16 protein-coding genes and 1 tRNA gene are annotated in these 17,996 nt (G+C 70.8%); 6 read left to right on the forward strand and 11 right to left on the reverse strand.

Annotation, left to right across the window (positions count from 1 at the left end):
- Positions 1-1,119 precede the first annotated feature (1,119 nt).
- Entirely contained in the window at positions 1,120-1,458 is a 339-nt protein-coding gene (locus tag ABZ836_RS22160; protein WP_356139379.1) for a DUF1330 domain-containing protein, read from the forward strand.
- A 1,898-nt stretch (positions 1,459-3,356) separates the two neighbouring features.
- Positions 3,357-3,485 (forward strand): DLW-39 family protein, encoded by a 129-nt coding sequence (locus tag ABZ836_RS22165; protein WP_007824483.1) that lies wholly within the window; start codon positions 3,357-3,359, stop codon positions 3,483-3,485.
- A gap of 155 nt (positions 3,486-3,640) precedes the next feature.
- On the opposite strand, the gene ABZ836_RS22170 is transcribed toward ABZ836_RS22165, so the two are convergent.
- A complete protein-coding gene (locus ABZ836_RS22170) occupies positions 3,641-4,195 on the reverse strand; it encodes a DNA-binding protein (protein ID WP_356139376.1) in 555 nt (184 codons plus the stop codon).
- 200 nt (positions 4,196-4,395) lie between these two features.
- Here ABZ836_RS22170 and ABZ836_RS22175 point away from each other — a divergent pair.
- Positions 4,396-4,468 (forward strand) — tRNA-Ala (locus ABZ836_RS22175).
- 132 nt (positions 4,469-4,600) lie between these two features.
- Here ABZ836_RS22175 and ABZ836_RS22180 read toward each other — a convergent pair.
- From ABZ836_RS22180 to ABZ836_RS22200, 5 genes are all read right to left on the reverse strand, one after another.
- Complete coding sequence (locus ABZ836_RS22180; RefSeq protein ID WP_356139374.1) at positions 4,601-5,362, reverse strand: class E sortase; 762 nt, start codon at positions 5,360-5,362, stop codon at positions 4,601-4,603.
- Positions 5,363-5,398: 36 nt separating this feature from the next.
- Positions 5,399-6,583, reverse strand: a complete 1,185-nt coding sequence (locus tag ABZ836_RS22185) for a class E sortase (protein ID WP_361144688.1) — start codon at positions 6,581-6,583, stop codon at positions 5,399-5,401.
- Positions 6,580-7,218, reverse strand: coding sequence for an aminodeoxychorismate/anthranilate synthase component II (locus ABZ836_RS22190; protein ID WP_356136497.1), 639 nt, complete (start codon positions 7,216-7,218; stop codon positions 6,580-6,582). Before ABZ836_RS22190 ends, ABZ836_RS22185 begins: the two co-directional genes overlap by 4 nt.
- The gene (locus ABZ836_RS22195; RefSeq protein ID WP_356136499.1) at positions 7,215-7,376 is read right to left on the reverse strand and encodes a hypothetical protein; all 162 of its coding nucleotides are present in this window, start codon (positions 7,374-7,376) and stop codon (positions 7,215-7,217) included. The genes ABZ836_RS22190 and ABZ836_RS22195 overlap by 4 nt, the downstream gene beginning before the upstream one ends.
- An 85-nt stretch (positions 7,377-7,461) precedes the next feature.
- On the reverse strand, positions 7,462-8,256 hold the full coding sequence (locus ABZ836_RS22200) for a DUF881 domain-containing protein (RefSeq protein ID WP_356136501.1): 795 nt from the start codon (positions 8,254-8,256) through the stop codon (positions 7,462-7,464).
- 161 nt (positions 8,257-8,417) lie between these two features.
- Here ABZ836_RS22200 and crgA point away from each other — a divergent pair, with 161 nt between their 5' ends.
- Positions 8,418-8,675: a cell division protein CrgA gene (gene crgA / locus ABZ836_RS22205; protein WP_151773591.1), complete on the forward strand. Its 258-nt coding sequence runs from the start codon at positions 8,418-8,420 to the stop codon at positions 8,673-8,675.
- Positions 8,676-8,934: 259 nt separating this feature from the next.
- Here the strand turns inward: crgA and ABZ836_RS22210 are convergent, their stop codons facing one another.
- Positions 8,935-9,801, reverse strand: coding sequence for a rhomboid family intramembrane serine protease (locus ABZ836_RS22210; RefSeq protein WP_361144694.1), 867 nt, complete (start codon positions 9,799-9,801; stop codon positions 8,935-8,937).
- 113 nt (positions 9,802-9,914) lie between these two features.
- Positions 9,915-10,433, reverse strand: coding sequence for a peptidylprolyl isomerase (locus tag ABZ836_RS22215; protein WP_356136505.1), 519 nt, complete (start codon positions 10,431-10,433; stop codon positions 9,915-9,917).
- 269 nt (positions 10,434-10,702) lie between these two features.
- Here ABZ836_RS22215 and ABZ836_RS22220 point away from each other — a divergent pair, with 269 nt between their 5' ends.
- Positions 10,703-11,443: a DUF5324 family protein gene (locus ABZ836_RS22220; protein WP_356136507.1), complete on the forward strand. Its 741-nt coding sequence runs from the start codon at positions 10,703-10,705 to the stop codon at positions 11,441-11,443.
- Between the two features lie 244 nt (positions 11,444-11,687).
- Positions 11,688-12,815 (forward strand): LCP family protein, encoded by a 1,128-nt coding sequence (locus ABZ836_RS22225; protein ID WP_361144698.1) that lies wholly within the window; start codon positions 11,688-11,690, stop codon positions 12,813-12,815.
- A 149-nt stretch (positions 12,816-12,964) separates the two neighbouring features.
- Here ABZ836_RS22225 and pknB read toward each other — a convergent pair whose 3' ends face one another.
- The 3 genes from pknB to ABZ836_RS22240 all read right to left on the reverse strand — a co-directional run bounded on the left by pknB (position 12,965) and on the right by ABZ836_RS22240 (position 17,973).
- Entirely contained in the window at positions 12,965-14,902 is a 1,938-nt protein-coding gene (gene pknB, locus ABZ836_RS22230; RefSeq protein ID WP_356136511.1) for a Stk1 family PASTA domain-containing Ser/Thr kinase, read from the reverse strand.
- Between the two features lie 198 nt (positions 14,903-15,100).
- On the reverse strand, positions 15,101-16,552 hold the full coding sequence (locus tag ABZ836_RS22235; protein WP_356136513.1) for a penicillin-binding transpeptidase domain-containing protein: 1,452 nt from the start codon (positions 16,550-16,552) through the stop codon (positions 15,101-15,103).
- Positions 16,549-17,973 carry an FtsW/RodA/SpoVE family cell cycle protein gene (locus ABZ836_RS22240; RefSeq protein ID WP_356136515.1) on the reverse strand — a complete coding sequence of 475 codons (1,425 nt, stop codon included), beginning with the start codon at positions 17,971-17,973 and terminating at the stop codon, positions 16,549-16,551. The genes ABZ836_RS22235 and ABZ836_RS22240 overlap by 4 nt, the downstream gene beginning before the upstream one ends.
- Between the last annotated feature and the right edge of the window lie 23 nt (positions 17,974-17,996).

Raw genomic sequence — 17,996 nt, forward strand, 5'->3', positions numbered from 1 at the left:
GACACGGCACCTGGCGTCCAGGTCGTTCGTACAGTGGCGCGCTCCACCTGGACGCCAGGCACCGCGCCTGCTCCACGGAGTGTGGGTCGACGGCACACGGGATGGGAGCTTGGGGGAGTAGTTGGTTGAGGAGGAGCGGACAGCTCACCGTGGGGAATTTCCTACTCTTGGACTGTGGATGCCGAAGAAGAGGAAGAGCGCGTCTTCGTTGCGATCACCTGCACGGATCGAGGCCAGCATCGGCGCATACGGCTGACTACAGCGCGCTTGCACGCGAGTGACCGGGGAATGGGATACGCCCTTGAGCACTTCGCGCCCCCGATGCGGGATGCCAAGCCAGGCTCGTTCGTGGGGCGAGACTCGTACGTTTTCATCTGCCCGCGGTGTAGCCGGACACCGCAGATCAAGGCCGATAGGTGGTGGTCGCTGCTGGAGGCCGTATCTGCAGCAGGGCAAGACGAGTTCGACATCTCACTGCTACCATGATTCCGTCACGGTTGTGACCCCTGTGCGAGGACGGGGTGACCTTCCAGTCGGTTGATCATCAACCGGCGTTCGCGAAAGCCCGCTCATCCGGTGGGTAGCTTCCAGCTGCCTACGGAGATGAAGTGGAAGGCTTCCTGAACGACCTCTTGGTCAACATCGCTGCCACCAGTGTGTCGGGTGTTCTCATCTTGGCTACCAAGCGGGCTGTGCAATTCCTGCGGAACCGCCGGAACCAGGAGACGGAGCGTCAAGAAGACGCGGAGTGATCGGCACGCTGCACGGCCCATCGGTGATGTCACCGGTCTGTGACATCAGTGCCTGACACCAACAAGTGCGAACTGCACCGATCACAGGCACCCGCCAGCGGCTGATCATCCAGAGCAGGACCGTGCTCCGTCGAGGTCGATAGAGCTAGTGATCGACCTGATAAGGATGAGGCCACAGGTTCAAATCCTGTTAGCCCCACCAGCACGAAGACCCCCGGTCCCCATGGGCCGGGGGTCTTCGGCGTCCATGGCGACATCGTCCCCTCGGGACGAAGGGGCTCCGGTGCTTACCTGAGAGGTCATTGAGGCGGGTCAGGCCCCTGGCTACGTTTGCGTCGTCCCACCGGAGCGAACGAAGGAGCCGGACGTGCCCGCATACGGGTTCGCGCACCTGCGTGATCGTCGCCACCACCCGGACGTCGTCGAGTACCTCAGACGCATCCAGGGCACGCTCGACCCGTTCCAGGGCCGTTTCCTGATCCACGGCCCGCCGACGGCGGTGGTCGAGGGCAGCTGGCCGGGCAGCATGGTGCTGATCGAGTTCCCGGGCATGGCCGAGGCCCGCGCCTGGTACGAGTCGCCCGAGTACCGGAAGATCCTGCGACTGCGGGCCGACCACATCGACGGAGACCTCGTGCTGGTCGAGGGCGTCGGCCCCGGGTACGACCCGCGTGAGCGCGCGGAGAAACTCCGGGCGGAGGCCTGACGCCAACGGGCGTGAACACCGTGGTCGGCCGGGTTCCCTGTTTCTCGGGCAGGGGGAAACGCCGCCGGCCCGCCGGTGGGGGCGGGCTCGAGGCAGTGGTCCGCGACCGCTGCCGCACGTGCGGTACGGCCCGGCCGAGTGTCGGCGGGCCTTCGGGGTGCGGGGTGCGGAGCGTGCGGTGCGGGTCTGCGGCCGCGTGGGCCGGGGTGCGGCGTGGGGCGGTGCTGCGGGTGCTGCGGGTGCTCGGACGGGCTTGCGGGCTTGCGGCCTGCGGCCTGCGGCTTGCTGGAGGGGACGGTCGTGCCGGGGTGGGGAGCGTGGCCGGTGTGGTGGGGAGCGGGCGGTCGGTGCGGTCGGCAAGGCGTGGGTGGGGCGGCGTGGGCCGGGAGGCCGGGCAGAGGGCTTCCGGTTCGCGAGGTGGAAGGCGGGCCAGGGCCGCCGGGAGGTGGTCACGAGGGCGTCGTCCACGGGCGGGAGAGCGGTGCGGGGCGGTACTGAGGGGGCGTCGGCACCGGGGGAGAGGCGGGGCGTTGGACGGGTCGGTACGGCGGGTGCGTGCCGGGGCCGGGGCCGGGGCCGCGCAGGGCCGTGGCGGGACGGCAGGGTCGGTGGCTCGGTGCGGGGCGCGGGGGTGCGGTCGCGGTGCGTGGGCCGGAGGGCTCCGGTGCGGAAGGTGGCCGGTGGTCCGGTGCGGGAGGTGGCCGGTGGTCCGGTGCGGGAGGTGGCCGGTGGGGTGACGGTCGGGTGGGCGTTCCGGCAGGGGGTGGCGCGAGCTCCCCGGGCACGGTGGCGGAGGCCGGCGTGCGGAGGCCGACGGGGGCCGGAGGATTGACTCGGAGGGCGCGGGGACTGGTGGACGGGCCTGCCGTGCTCCGGCCGGCCGACGTCGCTCAGGAGAGCGTTGAGGGGGTCGAGCGCGTCCAGGGTGTGGACGGTGCCGAGGGCGCTCCGGGCACTGCCGCAAGGTCCGGGACGGACCGTGCGGGCCTGCCGGGGCCGGGGCGGGGCGTGCGGTGCGGTGGTGCGGTGGTGCGGGCGGCCGAGGGCCGTGCGGCGGGAGCGGGCGGGGCGTCGCGCGGTGGTGCGGCGGGGCCGTGGGACGCCGGTGGCGGCCGTGCGCCCGGCCCGGGCGGGGTCTATGGCCGGCTCCTGCTCGGTGGCTTCGAGGAGCGGGTCGGAGGCGTCGCGGCGGGCGGCCGTGTCCGGGCCCGCGGTGGGCGCGGTGTGGAGTTCGGCGGGGGCGGCCAGGACCGCGGTGCCGACGCCGGTGCCGGAGTGCGCCCGGGACTGCGGGGAGCCGCCGTGGGCCTCGGCGAGGATGCGCTGCTTCATCGTGGGCGGCAGGGCCCGGTACGAGGGCCGGACGCCGTTCCCGGGCGTCTGGCGCGGTACCGCGGCCGTGGCCGTGGCCGTGGCCGTCGCGCGGGGCGCCGGGACGTCCGCACGACGACCGCTGCCGCCGCGGCGTCCGCCGTTGCGGGTGGGCTCGCTCCGGGGTACCGCGGTCGCGGACGGGGCGGAGACGAGCCCCAGCGCCGTGAACAGCGCGAGGAACGCGGAGACCAGCAGCTGCCACATCTTCCTGACCTGGGTTCCGGCCATGGATGACCTCACATTCGGGTTGGGCGATTTGCGTACTTTCCTCATGATGTGTATGCGTGCGGCGATCCGTGGGACGCTCGCCCATGGCGCGTCGATGGTCCGATGAACACCACCCGGATGGACCCACGGGCGGGAAGCAATCGCCGGCGCCCGGATCGGACGGGCCTCGCGGGCCGGTGGATCGGTGCCGTGCGGGGGCGGTCGGGCGGGCCCCCCTTGGTCACCGTTCGGTATCGGTCGGTGTGTATAGTCGGGCGCCAGAGGTCTCCTACGTCAACGAAAGACGAGGTCGCGCGGTGAAGAAGCTCCTCCTGGTCGCCCTGGCCGCCATCGGCGGTCTCCTCGTGTACCGCCAGATCCAGGCGGACCGCGCCGAGCAGGACCTGTGGACGGAGGCCACCGACTCCGTGCCCAGCGGTTCCTGAGCCGGCGACACCCGAGAACACACGAAGACCCCGGCCGCCCGAAGGCGGCCGGGGTCTTCGCCCGTCCACAGGAGCCGCAGGAGCCGCACGATCCGCCGGAGCCCGGCAGCCGCCGAAGCCGCAGCCGCCGGAGCCGGGGCAGGCCGGCTCCGGGCTCAGCTCTGGTGCACCTGGTAGTGCGCGACCGCGTCGGCGGTGCGGCCCGCGCCGTACACCCGCAGGAACTCCGCCAGCTCGGGGTGGCTCTCCCCGATGCTGTCGGCGGCCTCGATGATGTCACCGGCCGCGGCCAGCGAACGCAGGAGACTCTGTATCTCGCGCACCACCCGCTTGACCGTCGGAGCGCCCACCGGGCTCCCCACGGCCTGCTGGGCGGCCGCGCTCAGCATGGAGCCGCCCTGGGACTTCTTGATCTCCTCCATGCGCTCGGCGGCCTCCGCCGCGCTGACGCTGCCGTCGGCCACCTGGGCCGCGAGGTCCTGCAGCAGCCGCACCCGCTGCACGACCGCGGGGTTGCCGATCTTCGCCCGCTGGCCGCTCATCAGCTGGGACAGCATCGGCGCCGACAGGCCGAGCACGCCCGCGAGCCGCGCCTGGTTGAGCCCCAGGTCGTCGATCAGCCGTCGGAAGAGCTCCCCCAGAGGCTCTCCGTACCAGTTCCGCTGCAGCTCGCGCGCCCTCGCGGTGGCCTCCTGCTGTGCGGCTTCCATGCGTCTCCCCATCGCTTCCCCATGTACATGGTTCGCTCGAGCGAACCACGTACCGAATCTTACGGAGGGCGGGCGGCGGCGGGGACCCCGCCGCCGTCCTGGTTGACCAATCCTTTTGCGGGATACCGGGGGTGACCGGGTAGTCTGGTCGTCGGCTCGCACCGGTGGTTCGCGGATTCCGGGGCGTACGCCGCATTTGAGGGGCCTTAGCTCAGTTGGTAGAGCGCTGTCTTTGCATGGCAGATGTCAGGGGTTCGACTCCCCTAGGCTCCACTTGTTCCACCTGCTCCACCACGGACGCGTGCGAAGGCCCTCCCCCACGGGAGGGCCTTCGCACGTTCGCGGGCCCGCGCCGACGCCGCGTCAACCGGGCCCCGGGATCCGGCCGTCGGGGAGCCGCGGTGACTACGAGGCCCGGATCTCCCTGGGCGGCGTGCGCCGCTCGTCCACGGGCTCCACCCGCACCAGCTCGCCCCAGACGATGTACCGGTGCTCGGAGGTGTACATGGGGGTGCAGGTGGTCAGCGTGATGTACTTCCCCGGCTTGTCGCGCCCGGACTCCTTCGGCACCCCTTCCAGGACGCCGACGTTGAACCGGGACGTCTGCGGCAGGATCTCGAAGACCTTGTAGACGTACCACTTGTCCTTGGACTCGAAGACGATCGGGTCGCCCTCGCGGATCTTGTGGATGTCGTGGAACTTGGCCCCGTGGCCGTCGCGGTGCGCGGCCAGGGAGAAGTTGCCGTTCTTGCCGCTGGTGGGGAGCGTGGCCTTGATCGGGTCGGTGTAGTAGCCGGCCGCGCCGTCGTCGAGGACCTTCGGGTCGGTGCCCTTCTTGATCAGTATCTGGTCGTCGTCCATGGCCGGGACGTGGAGGAAGCCGATGCCGTCCCTGGTGTCCAGCTTGCCGGGGACGCCGGCGCCCTCGATCTCCTGCTCCCACTGCTCGCGGATCCGGTCGCTCTCCTGGTCCGCCGCGCGGTCGGCCAGCAGGTTGGTCCACCACAGCGAGTAGACGACGAAGAGGCCGAGCACGACGCCCGCCGTCATCAGCAGCTCGCCCAGGACGCTGACCACCGTGGCCACCGGTCCCCGGCCGGGGCGACGTTTCCCGGGCCGGTGCGCGCGGGTGTCCTCGCCGCGCCGGTCGTGCTCTACCGCTGCCACTGTGGCCGTCCCCCGTCGTGTGCCGTGTTCACGCTGTCACGGGTTCACCAGCGCGTCGGGCTTCCCCTCGCCGCGCGGGCGTTCCTCGTCCATCTTGCCCCAGACGATCATCCGGTAGGTGCTGGTGAACTCCGGGGTGCAGGTGGTCAGTGTGATGTAACGGCCGGGCCCGGTGAAACCCGACCCCGGCGGCACGGGGTCCAGTACGGAGATGTTGCCGGGCGAGGTCGAGGGAAGGATCGAGGTCATCCGGTACACGAAGTAGGTGTCCCGCGTCTCCACCACGATCGGGTCACCCGGCTTCAGGCGGTTGATGTAGCGGAACGGCTCGCCGTGGGTGTTGCGGTGGCCGGCGATGCCGAAGTTGCCCTTCTCCCCCGGCATGGCGGTCGGGATGCTGTCCTCGCCGTAGTGGCCGACCATGCCGCGGTCCAGCACGCGCTCCTTGTCGATGCTCTCCGCGATCGGCACGACCACGTCCAGGGTCGGCATGTGCAGGAGGGCGAAGCCCTGGCCCGCCTCGAAGGTGCCGGGGTCGCGGGCCCCCTTGTCCCAGTCGTCCTGGAGCTGGACGGTCTCCCGGTCCACGTCGGCGGCGGCCAGGACGTTGGTCCACCAGAGCTGGTAGGCGACGAAGAGGATCATCAGCACGCCGGTGGTGATGAACAGCTCGCCCACGGCGCGGCTGATCACCACGGCCGGCCCGGGTCTGCGGGCCCGCTCGGCGCGGCGGCGCTCCACGCGGGAGAGCGGGGCGCCGGCCCCGGCGGCCGCCTCGGAGACGGCCTCCGCGGCGGTCTCGGAGGCGGTCTCCGGGGCGCGGGCCGCGCGGCGCCCGCGGCGGCCCCTGGCGGCCGCCGCGGCCCGTCTGCGGGCCGCCCGGCCGCCTCCGGCGGACGGCACGGCGGTGTCCGCGGGCGGCACGATGGTGTCCGCGGGCGGCACGGCGGTGTCCGCGGGCGGCGCGGCGTCGGGCGGGAACACCGCCGCCAGCCGCATGGTGCTCGCCGGGTCGGTGGTACGGGCACCGGCGCGCGGCTCGTCGAACTCCGGCGGGGCCGCCGCGTCGGGGCGGGTGACGGTGTGGAGCGTGCCGTCGGCGAACCGCGGGTCGCCGGCGGTGTGACGGGTGGGACCGAGGGGGTCGGTGGGGCTCCCCGGGGGGCCCGGGGGTATGCGCAGCGCCACCGTCTCGTCGTCCTCGGGGCGCCACCCGGTCACGCCGTGGACCTGCCGACGACCGGAGCGAGGCCCTCGGAGCGCGCCACCGCGTCCGGGTCGCCGCACTCGGCCAGCCAGTTGGCCAGCATCCGGTGCCCGTGCTCGGTCAGCACCGACTCCGGGTGGAACTGGACGCCCTCGACGGCGAGTTCGCGGTGGCGCAGGCCCATGACGATGCCGTCGGCGGTCCGCGCGGTCACCTCGAGCTCCTCGGGCACGGTCACCGGGTCGGCGGCCAGCGAGTGGTAGCGGGTGGCGGTGAACGGCGACGGCAGGCCGGCGAAGACGCCCCTGCCCCCGTGCTCCACCGGCGAGGTCTTGCCGTGCAGCAGCTCCGGCGCGCGGTTCACCACGCCGCCGTAGGCCACCTGCATCGACTGCATGCCGAGGCACACGCCGAAGACCGGGATGCCGGACGCGGCGCAGTGCCGCACCATGTCGACGCAGACCCCGGCCTCCTCGGGCGAGCCCGGGCCGGGCGACAGGAGCACGCCGTCGAAGCCCTGCTCGGCGTGGGACAGGGACACCTCGTCGTTGCGCAGCACCTCGCACTCGGCGCCGAGCTGGTACAGGTACTGGACGAGGTTGAAGACGAAGCTGTCGTAGTTGTCGACAACCAGGATCCGCGCGCTCACTGTTCGTCCACCGTCACATCGCCGAAGGGAAGGAGCGGCTCGGCCCACGGGAAGACGTACTGGAAGAGCACGTACACCGTGGCCAGCACGAGAAGCAGCGAGAGCAGGGCCTTCACCCAGGTGTTGCCCGGCAGATTCCGCCAGATCCAGCCGTACACGGGTCCCAGCCCCTCCCCATCGTCACCATCGGTCGCGCCAGCCGCGGTACGCCGCCGTGTGTCACGGAGCCGTACAGCAACCAGACTAGGGCCTTTCGGAGGCGTTTCCGGCGGGCTTGGCGTACTGGAGGTCGACGGCTCCGGTGTAGCCGGGCAGGGTGCGCACGCCCTCCTCCTCGACCTCCCAGCCCAGGCCGTAGACGTTCACGTAGACCATGTAGTTCTGGACGGCAGGCGACTCGGCGAGGGCCTTCTGCAGCCGCTCCGGGTCGCCGACGGCGGTGACCTTGTAGGGAGGGGAGTAGACCCGGCCCTGGAGGATCAGGGTGTTGCCCACGCAGCGCACCGCGCTGGTGGAGATCAGCCGCTGGTCCATCACGCGGATGCCCTCGGCGCCGCCCTTCCAGAGCGCGTTCACCACGGCCTGCAGGTCCTGCTGGTGGATGACCAGGTAGTCCGGCTCCGGCTCGGGGTAGCCGGGCAGCTTCGCGGTGGCGTCCGGCGGGGCGTCGTTGAGCGTGACGGTGACCGCCTCGCCCTTGACCGGCTCGGTGCCGGCGGCCCGCTCCAGCTCCTTCAGCTCGGCGTCCTCGGCCTCGGTGGCGCCGTGCTCGCGGGCGGCGAGGCCGTCGACCTCCTCGCGCAGGCCGGCGTTGGACTGCTGCAGCGCGGCGTTCTCGCGGCTGCGCTCCTGGATCAGGTCCGAGAGCCGCAGCAGGGAGTCGTCGGTGCGGAGGTTGGTGCCCTTGGCGGTGTGGAAGCTGGTCGCGAAGAGCAGGCCGGCCAAGGCGAACACGGCCAGTGTCAGCCCCTTGACCGGACGGAACCGGGAGCGGCCGGGGCTGGTGCCCGTCCCGGGGGAGTCGGCAGAATTGCTCAACGTACCCTTGTCTCCTTCGGCGCCGCGGAAGCACTACGCTAACCGACGCCCGGGGGAGTGCTCAGTCGTCCCTTGTTGTACATCTGAACATCCCTACGCAGCTGCCCCGGAGCGTGCACCGTTCCAGCGCGGCACGCAGCGCATCGACAGGAGAGACCCTCGTGCCGAAGTCACGTATCCGCAAGAAGGCCGACTACACGCCGCCCGCGGCAAGGACGCAGCCGGCGGCGATCAAGCTGACCAACCGTGCCTGGGTCGCGCCGGTGATGCTGGCGCTCTTCCTCATCGGTCTGGCCTGGATCGTCATCTTCTACGTGACGGACGGCTCGCTGCCGCTGGAGGCCCTCGGCAACTGGAACATCGTGGTGGGCTTCGGCTTCATCGCGGCGGGCTTCGCGGTCTCCACGCAGTGGAAGTAGGGGCCTGAGCCTCACGGTTGCCCGCGGTCCGGGAGGTAGTTATCCACAGGAGTTATCCACAGGTGGAAAAGAAAAGACGATCTGTGGATAACCGCCGGACGCCGCTGCGGATGTGATCGATCCCTCACTGCTCGAATACCTGTTCCCCCTGGTTCTGACCTGCGAAAATCGCGGTCGGACGCAGGGGGTTCGGTATTTCCCCAGGTGGGCGCGGCAGCACCCCAAACCTGTGGACAAAGCTGTGACGCTGGGCGATGAATCAGGTGAGCTGGGCAGTTCTCAACAGAGTGGCGACGATCACCACGAGCAGCACCAGGGCGCAGCTTCCGTACTGGATCAGCGTCCGCCGGGGCCCGCGGGCCGTCAGCATCGCGAAGCCGAGCACGCCGCCCGCGACCAGGCCGCCGATGTGGGCCTGCCAGCCGATCGAGGTGCCGGGGAGGAACGGCAGCGCCAGGTTGAGCGCCAGGAGCACCAGCATGGGGCCCTGGTCACGGTTGAGCCGGCGCTGCAGCGCGATCGTGGCGCCGAAGAGGCCGAAGACCGCTCCGGAGGCGCCCAGCGCGGTTCCCGCCGGGTTCATCAGCAGATAACCGAGCGCGCTTCCCGCCAGCCCGGAGATCAGGTAGAGCGCCAGGTAGCGGACGCGGCCCAGCATCTCCTCGAGCGGGCCGCCCACCAGCCAGAGGCTCAGCATGTTCAGCGCGAGGTGCCAGACCTCCAGGTGGCTGAAGACCGGCGTGATCATCCGGTACCAGTCGCCCAGGTAGGCGATGCCCGCCGGCCACATCACCAGCTCGCGGGACAGGCCCGGCACGGCCGTCAGAGCCAGGAAGACCGCGAGGTTGAGGCCGATCAGGATCTTGGTGATCAGCCGGGTGTCCGCCACCACCGGCGCCCCGGCCAGCGTCCGGGGCGCCGACGAGCCGTTCTTCGCGCCGTCGCGCACGCACTCCGGGCACTGGAACCCGACGGAGGCGTTGATCATGCAGTCGGTGCAGATGGGACGGTCGCAGCGGGTGCACCGTATGCCGGTCTCACGGTCGGGATGGCGGTAGCAGCCGGGCAGGGCGTGTGCCTGCTCCTGCTGTCCCGGACCGTTCCCCTGGCCGTTCCCCGCGTCCATACCGATCCCCTCGCTCCCGGCGGCGGCGCGTCCAGCGGCCGCGGGCGGAAAGAAGTCCCGCCCCGCCCGCCTCTACGGGCGAGCGGGGCGAAAGGTTCCCTCGACGGCCTGCGTCAGCGGGACTCGATGACGACCGACTCGATGACCACGTCCTTCGCGGGGCGGTCCGAGCGGTTGGTGGGGACCTCCGCGATGGCGTCCACGACCTTCTGGCCGTTGGTGACCTCGCCGAAGATGGTGTGCTTGCGGTTCAGCCAGGCCGTCGGAGCGACGGTGATGAAGAACTGCGAGCCGTTGGTGCCCGGACCGGCGTTGGCCATGGCCAGCAGGTAGGGCTTGTCGAAGGACAGGTCCGGGTGGAACTCGTCCTCGAACTGGTAACCGGGACCGCCGGTGCCGTTGCCGAGCGGGTCACCGCCCTGGAGCATGAAGCCGCTGATGACCCGGTGGAAGACGGTGCCGTCGTAGAGCTTGTCGGTCGTCTTCTGGCCGGTGGCGGGGTTGACCCACTCGCGCTCGCCCTTGGCGAGCTCGACGAAGTTCTTGACCGTCTTGGGCGCGTGGTCCGGGAAGAGCCGGATCTCGATGTCGCCGTGGTTGGTCTTCAGGGTGGCGTAGAGCTGCTCGGCCACGATCTGCCTTCCGTTGTCGTCTGTGACTCTCCGATCCTCCCACGCCCCGTGCCGGGAGGCGGGCACCGGTCGCCGTCCGGGGCGGATCGGTGGGTTTCGGTTGCGCCCGCCGGACCGACTCGTCGCGCGAGCGGTCTCTTTCGGACGCCTATGACCCGGATCGTGACCCGGATGCCCGCCGCGGCATGCCCGATAACGCGCCCGGAGGCATGATCCGACAAAGGGTGGAAAGCCGATGGAAACCGTACGCCACCGAGGAGGAGGAACCCGTGACCCGCAAAGATTGCGCGCGCGCCCGGTCCGGTTCGGCGAAGGACAGCGTGCTGCACGCCGGTCAGGCGCTGGCGCCCTACGCCGACACGGCCAGGGTCAGGGCCGCGCAGTACGCCAACGAGGCGCGCGTACGGCTCGCGCCCGTGGTGACCCAGGCCGCCGGGCAGGCCCGCGCCCAGTACGGGGCCCATGTGGCTCCGCGACTGGCGCAGGCGTCCACGTATGTGCCGGCCAAGGTCGATTCGGCCGCCCGGGAGGCGGCGCTGCGCACGCGGCTGGCGGCCCAGCAGGCCGTCGAGTACTCCCGGCCGGTGATCGAGCAGGCTCGGGCCAACGCCGGCCCGGTCAAGGAGGAGGCCGCCGCACGGAGCGCCGCCGCGGTGGCCGCCCTGCGTGGCCAGGTGTCCGCCAAGGACATCCAGCGCCTGGTGAACAAGCGACGTCGCCGGTCCGCGATCGGCCGTTTCACCAAGAAGACGTTGCTGCTGAGCCTGGTGGGCGCGGCCGCTTTCGCCGCCTGGAAGTGGTGGGACGAGCAGGCCAACCCCGACTGGCTGGTGGAGCCGCCGGAGGCCACCGAGGTCCCGGACGACGCGAGCAGCCTCACGTCGGAGGACGACACCAGCGGTCCGGTCGCCCCGACCCCGGAGAACGCCCGCACCGACGAGGTCACCGGGCCGTCGACGGTCGGCGAGCAGAACACCCCGGCCTCGTCGGACGACGAGGAGCGCCGCTGACGTCTGCCGCACCGCGACACCGTGATGTTTCACGTGGAACATCACTCCGTCGGGCCCCGTCCGTTCCTCACCTCGGTGAGGCGGGTGGGGCCCGGTGCTGTTCCCGGCTCCCCTGTTCGAACAGCATTCCCTCTATAGTTCGATGACGGCTCCGGCCGGAACGTTGCCGAGCGCCACCCCACACGCACCCCGATGCCGCGCGCCCGGCCAGGGGGTCGGGGCAGGAACTGGGGAGAGCTCGGCGATGACTCACGCCGCGAACGAGGGGCCCGCGCGCTCCGACGACCGGTCCGACGAGGGCCGCAGAACCGGGGGCCGCAGAGCCGCAGGCCGCAGAGCCGCAGGCCGCCGCCGTCCACGACGCAGGGGCCTGCGGAACGTCCTGATCGGCTGTGCCGTGCTGGCACTGGCCGCGGGCGGCACGGCCTGGTGGATGTACGAGGACCTGGACGGCAACATCACGTCCGTCGACCTCGACGAGGCACTCGGCGACGACCGGCCCACCAAGGAGCCGGGCACCACCGAGGCGCTCAACATCCTGGTGCTGGGTTCCGACTCCCGCGCCGGTGACAACGCCGAGCTGGACGGCGCCAAGGTGGGCGGCGCCCGCTCCGACACCGCGCTGGTGGTGCACGTGGCCCAGGGCCGCAGCGAGGCCGTCGCCGTCTCGATCCCCCGCGACACCCTGGTCGACCGTCCGGCCTGCGTCCGCGCCGACGGTACCGAGGTGGGCCCCGCGAAGCGGGTGATGTTCAACTCGGTGTACGCCCAGGCCGGGTCCGCCTGCACGCTGAAGACCGTGGAGACGATGTCGGGGGTGCGGATCGACCACCTGATGGAGATCGACTTCGCGGGCTTCACGTCGCTGGTGGACGAACTCGGCGGGGTCACCGTCACCGTCGACGAGCCCATTAGGAACGCCAAGGGCGGCCTCACCCTGGACCCCGGGCAGCACCGCCTCGACGGCACCGAGTCGCTGGAATTCGTCCGCACCCGCTACGGCTACAAGGACGGCAGCGACCTGGGCCGGATCGGCCTCCAGCAGCAGTTCCTGGTGGCGCTGATCGGCGAGGTCAAGCGGCAGGACCTGCTGGGCGACCCGCTCAAGACGTACAAGATCGCCGACTCGCTGACCGGCGCGCTGACCACCGACTCGGAACTGGCCTCGCTGACCTCGCTGGCCGAGTTCGGACAGTCGCTGCAGGGCATCGACCCGGCCGCCATGGACACCGTGATGCTGCCGGTGAAGTACGACCCGGCCGACCCGAACCGGGTGGTGCCGGCGCAGCCGTTGGCCGACAAGGTCTGGGACGCGCTCCGCAACGACCGGCCGATACCCGAGGCGGCCCGGAAGTCCCCGGCCGCCGGCTGACGACGGGCCCGCGGGCCCGCAGGTCGCCGAAACGCCGGAGGGCCCGCTCACCGTGGAGTGAGCGGGCCCTCCCGCTTCGACCCGTCGACCGCGACCGAACGGTCACGCGCTCAGCGCTCAAGCGGTCAAGCGGTCAAGCGGTCAAGCGGTCACGAGCAGATCAGCATGATCGGCTGGTTGGGGTCCGGAGTGCTGTTCGGCGGCGTCACCTGTACGGCCACCGTGGCGTTCGGGTCGTCCCTGCCGGTCACCTGGACGTTGCGGTACCCGGCGTCCGCCAGCATCTTCCGGGCTTCCTGCAGCTTCTTGCCCTGCACGTCCGGGACCGGCTTCTGCTCGGCCTTCAGCTTGCCGACCTTCAGGGTGACCTTGGTGCCGACGTCGACCTTCTGGCCCGGCGCGAACGACATCTCCGCGACCTTGCCGTCGAGGTTCGGGTCGGTGGTCTCGACCTCGCCCGCGCACTCGCCGTTGAGGCCGTCCTGCGAGAGTGCCTGCTTGGCCTCCTCGCAGGTACTGCCGCGGACCTCGGGCACGTTCACCTGCTGCGGGGCCTGGGCCACCGTGATGGTGATCTCGCTGCCCTTCTCCCGCTCGACGCCGTCGCCCGGGTCCTGGTCGAGGACCGTGCCCGCCTCCCGCTGGCCGTTCACCTCGGTTTCGACGTCGACCTCGAAGCCCTCGTCCTCCAGCTTCTTGGTGGCCTCGTCCTCGGTCATCCCGACCACGTCCGGGACCTCGACCTTGGGCGCCCCGGTGGAGACGACCAGCGCGACGGACTCGCCCTTGTCCAGCTTGGTGCCCTGGTCCGGGTTCTGCGAGCAGACCCGGTCCTTGGGCTGGTCCTCGCACTCCCGCTCGGTGAAGGTGACCTCGAGTCCCACGTTGCCCGCGCGTTCCCGCGCCTCCGCCTTCGTGTTCCCCACGAAGGAGGGGACCGTGGCCTGCGTCGGGGTGTCGCCGCCGGAGATCCAGCGGCCGATGAGGATCGCGCCAATCAGCACCAGTACCGCCGCCGCGATCAGCAGGATCGTCGACTGCCGGTTCTTCTTCTGGCGCCGCCGGTCGGGGCGGTCGTCGCCGTAGCCGTAGCTGCCGTCGTCCGGGTTCATCGGCGGCAGCATCGAGGTGGCCCCGCCCGCCGGGGACATGGCGGCGGTGGCCTGGTCGTCGCCGTAGCCCTGGTTGTAGCCGCCGTAGCCGGCGCCGTACCCGACCGAGCCCATGGCCGCGGCGGCCGCCACCGGCTGGCCGTCGAGGCAGGCCTCGATGTCGGCGCGCATCTCGTCGGCCGACTGGTAGCGGTAGTTCGGGTCCTTGACGAGCGCCTTCAGCACGATGGCGTCCATCTCGGGCGTGATCTCGGGGTCGAAGACGCTCGGCGGCTGGGCCTCCTCGCGCACGTGCTGGTAGGCGACGGCGACCGGGGAGTCTCCCACGAACGGGGGACGGACGGTGAGGAGCTCGTAGAGCAGGCAGCCCGTGGAGTACAGGTCGGACCGCGCGTCGACCTGCTCGCCCTTCGCCTGCTCCGGGGAGAGGTACTGGGCGGTGCCGATCACGGCGGCGGTCTGGGTCATCGTCATGCCGGAGTCGCCCATGGCACGGGCGATGCCGAAGTCCATCACCTTGACCTGGCCGTTGCGCGTCAGCATGACGTTCGCCGGCTTGATGTCGCGGTGGACGATGCCGTTGCGGTGCGAGTACTCCAGGGCCTGGAGGATGCCGATGGTCATCTCCATGGCCCGCTCGGGCAGCAGCTTGCGACCGCTGTGGAGGAGCTCACGGAGCGTCGAGCCGTCGACGTACTCCATGACGATGTACGGGATGGAGACCCCGTCGATGTAGTCCTCGCCGGTGTCGTAGACCGCGACGATCGCAGGATGGTTGAGCGAGGCGGCCGACTGGGCCTCCCGGCGGAAGCGGGCCTGGAACGACGGGTCGCGTGCGAGGTCCGCCCGCAGCGTCTTCACCGCCACGGTGCGGCCGAGCCGGGTGTCCTGCGCGAGGTAGACCTCGGCCATGCCACCACGGCCGAGCACATGGCCCAGCTCGTACCGGCCGCCGAGGCGACGCGGCTCTTCCATAGCTACCTACCAGCCCTCTCCGTCGGTACCGACCGCACCCTTCATGGATTCGGCAGGTGTGCCGTCCGGGCATACCGTACCCGGATCGCGGTGTCCCGCCGGGCCACGCCCGTCACCCGATACACGACCGGTATGGACGGCCCGGGCGGGCGTCGCGGTCCATGACGGAGAGGCGGCGGATGTCAGTCCCCGTGCTCGTCACCTGCCGAGCGCGGCCTCCATGACGTTCTTGGCGATGGGTGCCGCGAGGCCGCCACCGGAGATGTTCTCGCGGACCGCGGAGCCGTCCTCGACGACCACGGCGACCGCGACGGACTTGCCGTTGGAGTCCTTGGCGTAGGAGATGAACCACGCGTACGGGTTCTTCTCGTTGTTCTCGCCGTGCTGGGCCGTACCGGTCTTGCCGCCCACGGTGAGACCGGGGATCTTGGCGGTGGTGCCGGTGCCCTCCTCGACGACCGTCTCCATCATCTCCTGGAGCTTCTGGGCGTTCTCCGGCGAGACCGCCTGGGAGAGCTCCTCGGGCTCGGTCTCGTCGATGACGTCGAGGTTGGCGGAGCGCAGCTGGTCGACCATGTACGGCTTCATCAGCTTGCCGTCGTTGGCGACCGCGGCGGCCACCATGGCCATCTGCAGCGGGGTGGCCCGGTTGGACGCCTGGCCGATGCCGGCCATGGCGTTCTGCGGCGGGACGTCCTTGGGGTACACGCTCTCGGAGACGCGGACCGGCGTGAACTGCTCCTCGTTGAAGCCGAACTTGTCCGAGTGCTCGATCATCTTCTGGTTGCCGAGCTCGTCGCTGATCTTGCCGAAGACCGTGTTGCAGGAGATCCGCATCGCCTCGCGCAGGCTCACGTTCTTGCAGACGCCGTGGTCGTTGGTGAGATCCGTCGTCGACTGCGGCAGCGGGAACGGGTCCGGGCTGTCGGTGGCGGCGTCGATGTCGTCGATCAGCCCCTCCTCCAGCGCGGCGGCCGCGGTGACGACCTTGAAGGTGGAGCCGGGCGGGTAGGTCTCGCGCAGCGCCCGGTTGAGCATGGGGTCGTCCGGGTTGTTCTTCTTCTGCAGCGAGTTCCACGCCTCGGAGTCCTTGTCCGAGGTGCCGGCGAACTTCGAGGGGTCGTAGGAGGGCGCGGAGACCAGCGCGAGGATCTTGCCGGTCGCCGGGTCCAGCGCGACGACCGCGCCCTTCTTGCCCTTGAGGCCCTCGTAGGCGGCCTTCTGGGCGGCGCCGCTCAGCGTGGTGACGACGTTGCCGCCCTGGCGCTCCTTGCCGGTGAGCATGTCCAGGGTGTTGCGGAAGAAGAGCCGGTCGTCGTTGCCGGTGAGGATGCCGTCCTGCAGGGACTCCAGCTGGTTGGAGCCGAAGGCCTGCGAGGAGTAGCCGGTGACCGGCGCCCACATCGGGCCGTTCTTCCAGGTCCGCTTGAACTGGAACTCGCCGTCGGTGGGCGTCGACCCGGTGACGGCCTTGCCGTCGACGATGATGTCGCCGCGCGGCACCGAGTAGCGCTCGATCCGCACCCGGCGGTTGTCCGGGTCGGTGCGCAGCGCGTCCGCCTGGGCGTACTGGAGCCAGTTGTCGCGGAGCAGCAGGGCCAGCATGAGCAGCCCGCAGAAGATCGCGATCCGGCGCAGGGGCTTGTTCACGGTCGGACCACCTGGGTCATCTCGGCGTCGGGGTTGGGGGCCGGGGCGGGAGCGGGCCGCCGTGCCGTGTCGCTGATCCTCAGCAGCACGCCGATCAGCGCCCAGTTGGCGATGACGGACGAACCACCGGAGGCCACGAACGGCAGGGTCATGCCGGTCAGCGGGATGAGGCCCATCACACCGCCGGCGACGACGAAGACCTGCAGCGCGAAGGCGCCGGACAGGCCCACCGCCAGCAGCTTGCCGAACGGGTCACGGGCGGCCAGGGCGGTGCGGATGCCGCGCTGCACGATGAGCACGTACAGCAGCAGGATCGCCATCACGCCGGTGAGCCCGATCTCCTCGGCGAAGGTCGCGAGGATGAAGTCGGAGTTGGCGGCGAAGCCGATCAGGTCGGAGTGGCCCTGGCCCCAGCCGCTGCCCAGGGTGCCGCCCGACCCGAAGGCCCACAGCGCCTCCTGGGACTGCTCGGTGTGCCCGACCACGCCCTGGCGGCTGAGCTCCCACTCGCGCATCGGGTCGAGCCAGGCCTGCACGCGCTGCTGGACGTGGGACTCGAAGCTGGCCACCGTCACCGCGCCGACCGCGGACATCAGCAGACCGAAGACGATCCAGCTGGTCCGCTCCGTCGCCACGTACAGCATGATCACGAACATGCCGAAGAAGAGCAGCGAGGTACCGAGGTCGGTCTCGAAGACCAGGATCAGGATGGAGACCGCCCAGACCACCAGGATGGGGCCGAGGTCGCGGCCGCGCGGCAGGTAGAGCCCCAGGAAGCGGCGGCTGGCCAGGGCCAGCGCGTCCCGCTTCACCATCAGGTAGCCGGCGAAGAAGACCGCGATGACGATCTTCGCGAACTCCGCGGGCTGGATGGTGAAGCCGGCGACGCTGATCCAGATCTTGGCGCCGTAGAGGTTCTTGCCGAGCCCCGGGACCAGCGGCAGCAGCAGGAGGACCAGGGCCCCCAGCATGGAGATGTAGGTGTAGCGCTGCAGCACGCGGTGGTCCTTGAGCAGGAACAGCACGATCGCGAACAGCACGATGCCGAGGCCGGAGTAGATCAGCTGGTTGGTCGCGGCCTCGACGAAACCCCTGCGCGCCTGCAGCCGCTCGGACTGGTCCAGCCGCCAGATGGCGACCAGGCCCAGCCCGTTCAGCAGGGTGGCCAGCGGCAGCAGCAGCGGGTCGGCGTAGGGCGCCAGCTTGCGCACCGCGAGGTGGCCGAGCCCGGCCATGGCGCCCAGGCTCAGCCCGTAGGTGGCCAGTCCCGCCGGGATCGAACCGTCCATCGCCAGGCCCACGTTGATGTAGGCGAAGACCGGGATGACGACGGCGAACACCAGCAGCGCCAGCTCGGTGTTGCGCCGGCTGGGCGCGCCGACGGCGCCGATGGTGGACGTCTGATGGGTACTACTGCTCATCGTGTTCCAGGGCCCCTCACGGC

The organism is Streptomyces sp. NPDC047130 (assembly GCF_040643475.1).
Classification (GTDB): Bacteria; Actinomycetota; Actinomycetes; order Streptomycetales; family Streptomycetaceae; genus Streptomyces.

Bases quoted from the DNA above. Each gene is read 5' to 3' on its own strand.
- ABZ836_RS22225 (WP_361144698.1), top strand. From the start codon at position 11,688: ATGACTCACGCCGCGAACGAGGGGCCCGCGCGCTCCGACGACCGGTCC.
- ABZ836_RS22170 (WP_356139376.1), bottom strand. From the start codon at position 4,195: ATGGAAGCCGCACAGCAGGAGGCCACCGCGAGGGCGCGCGAGCTGCAG.
- ABZ836_RS22240 (WP_356136515.1), bottom strand. From the start codon at position 17,973: ATGAGCAGTAGTACCCATCAGACGTCCACCATCGGCGCCGTCGGCGCG.
- pknB (WP_356136511.1), bottom strand. From the start codon at position 14,902: ATGGAAGAGCCGCGTCGCCTCGGCGGCCGGTACGAGCTGGGCCATGTG.
- ABZ836_RS22210 (WP_361144694.1), bottom strand. From the start codon at position 9,801: ATGGACGCGGGGAACGGCCAGGGGAACGGTCCGGGACAGCAGGAGCAG.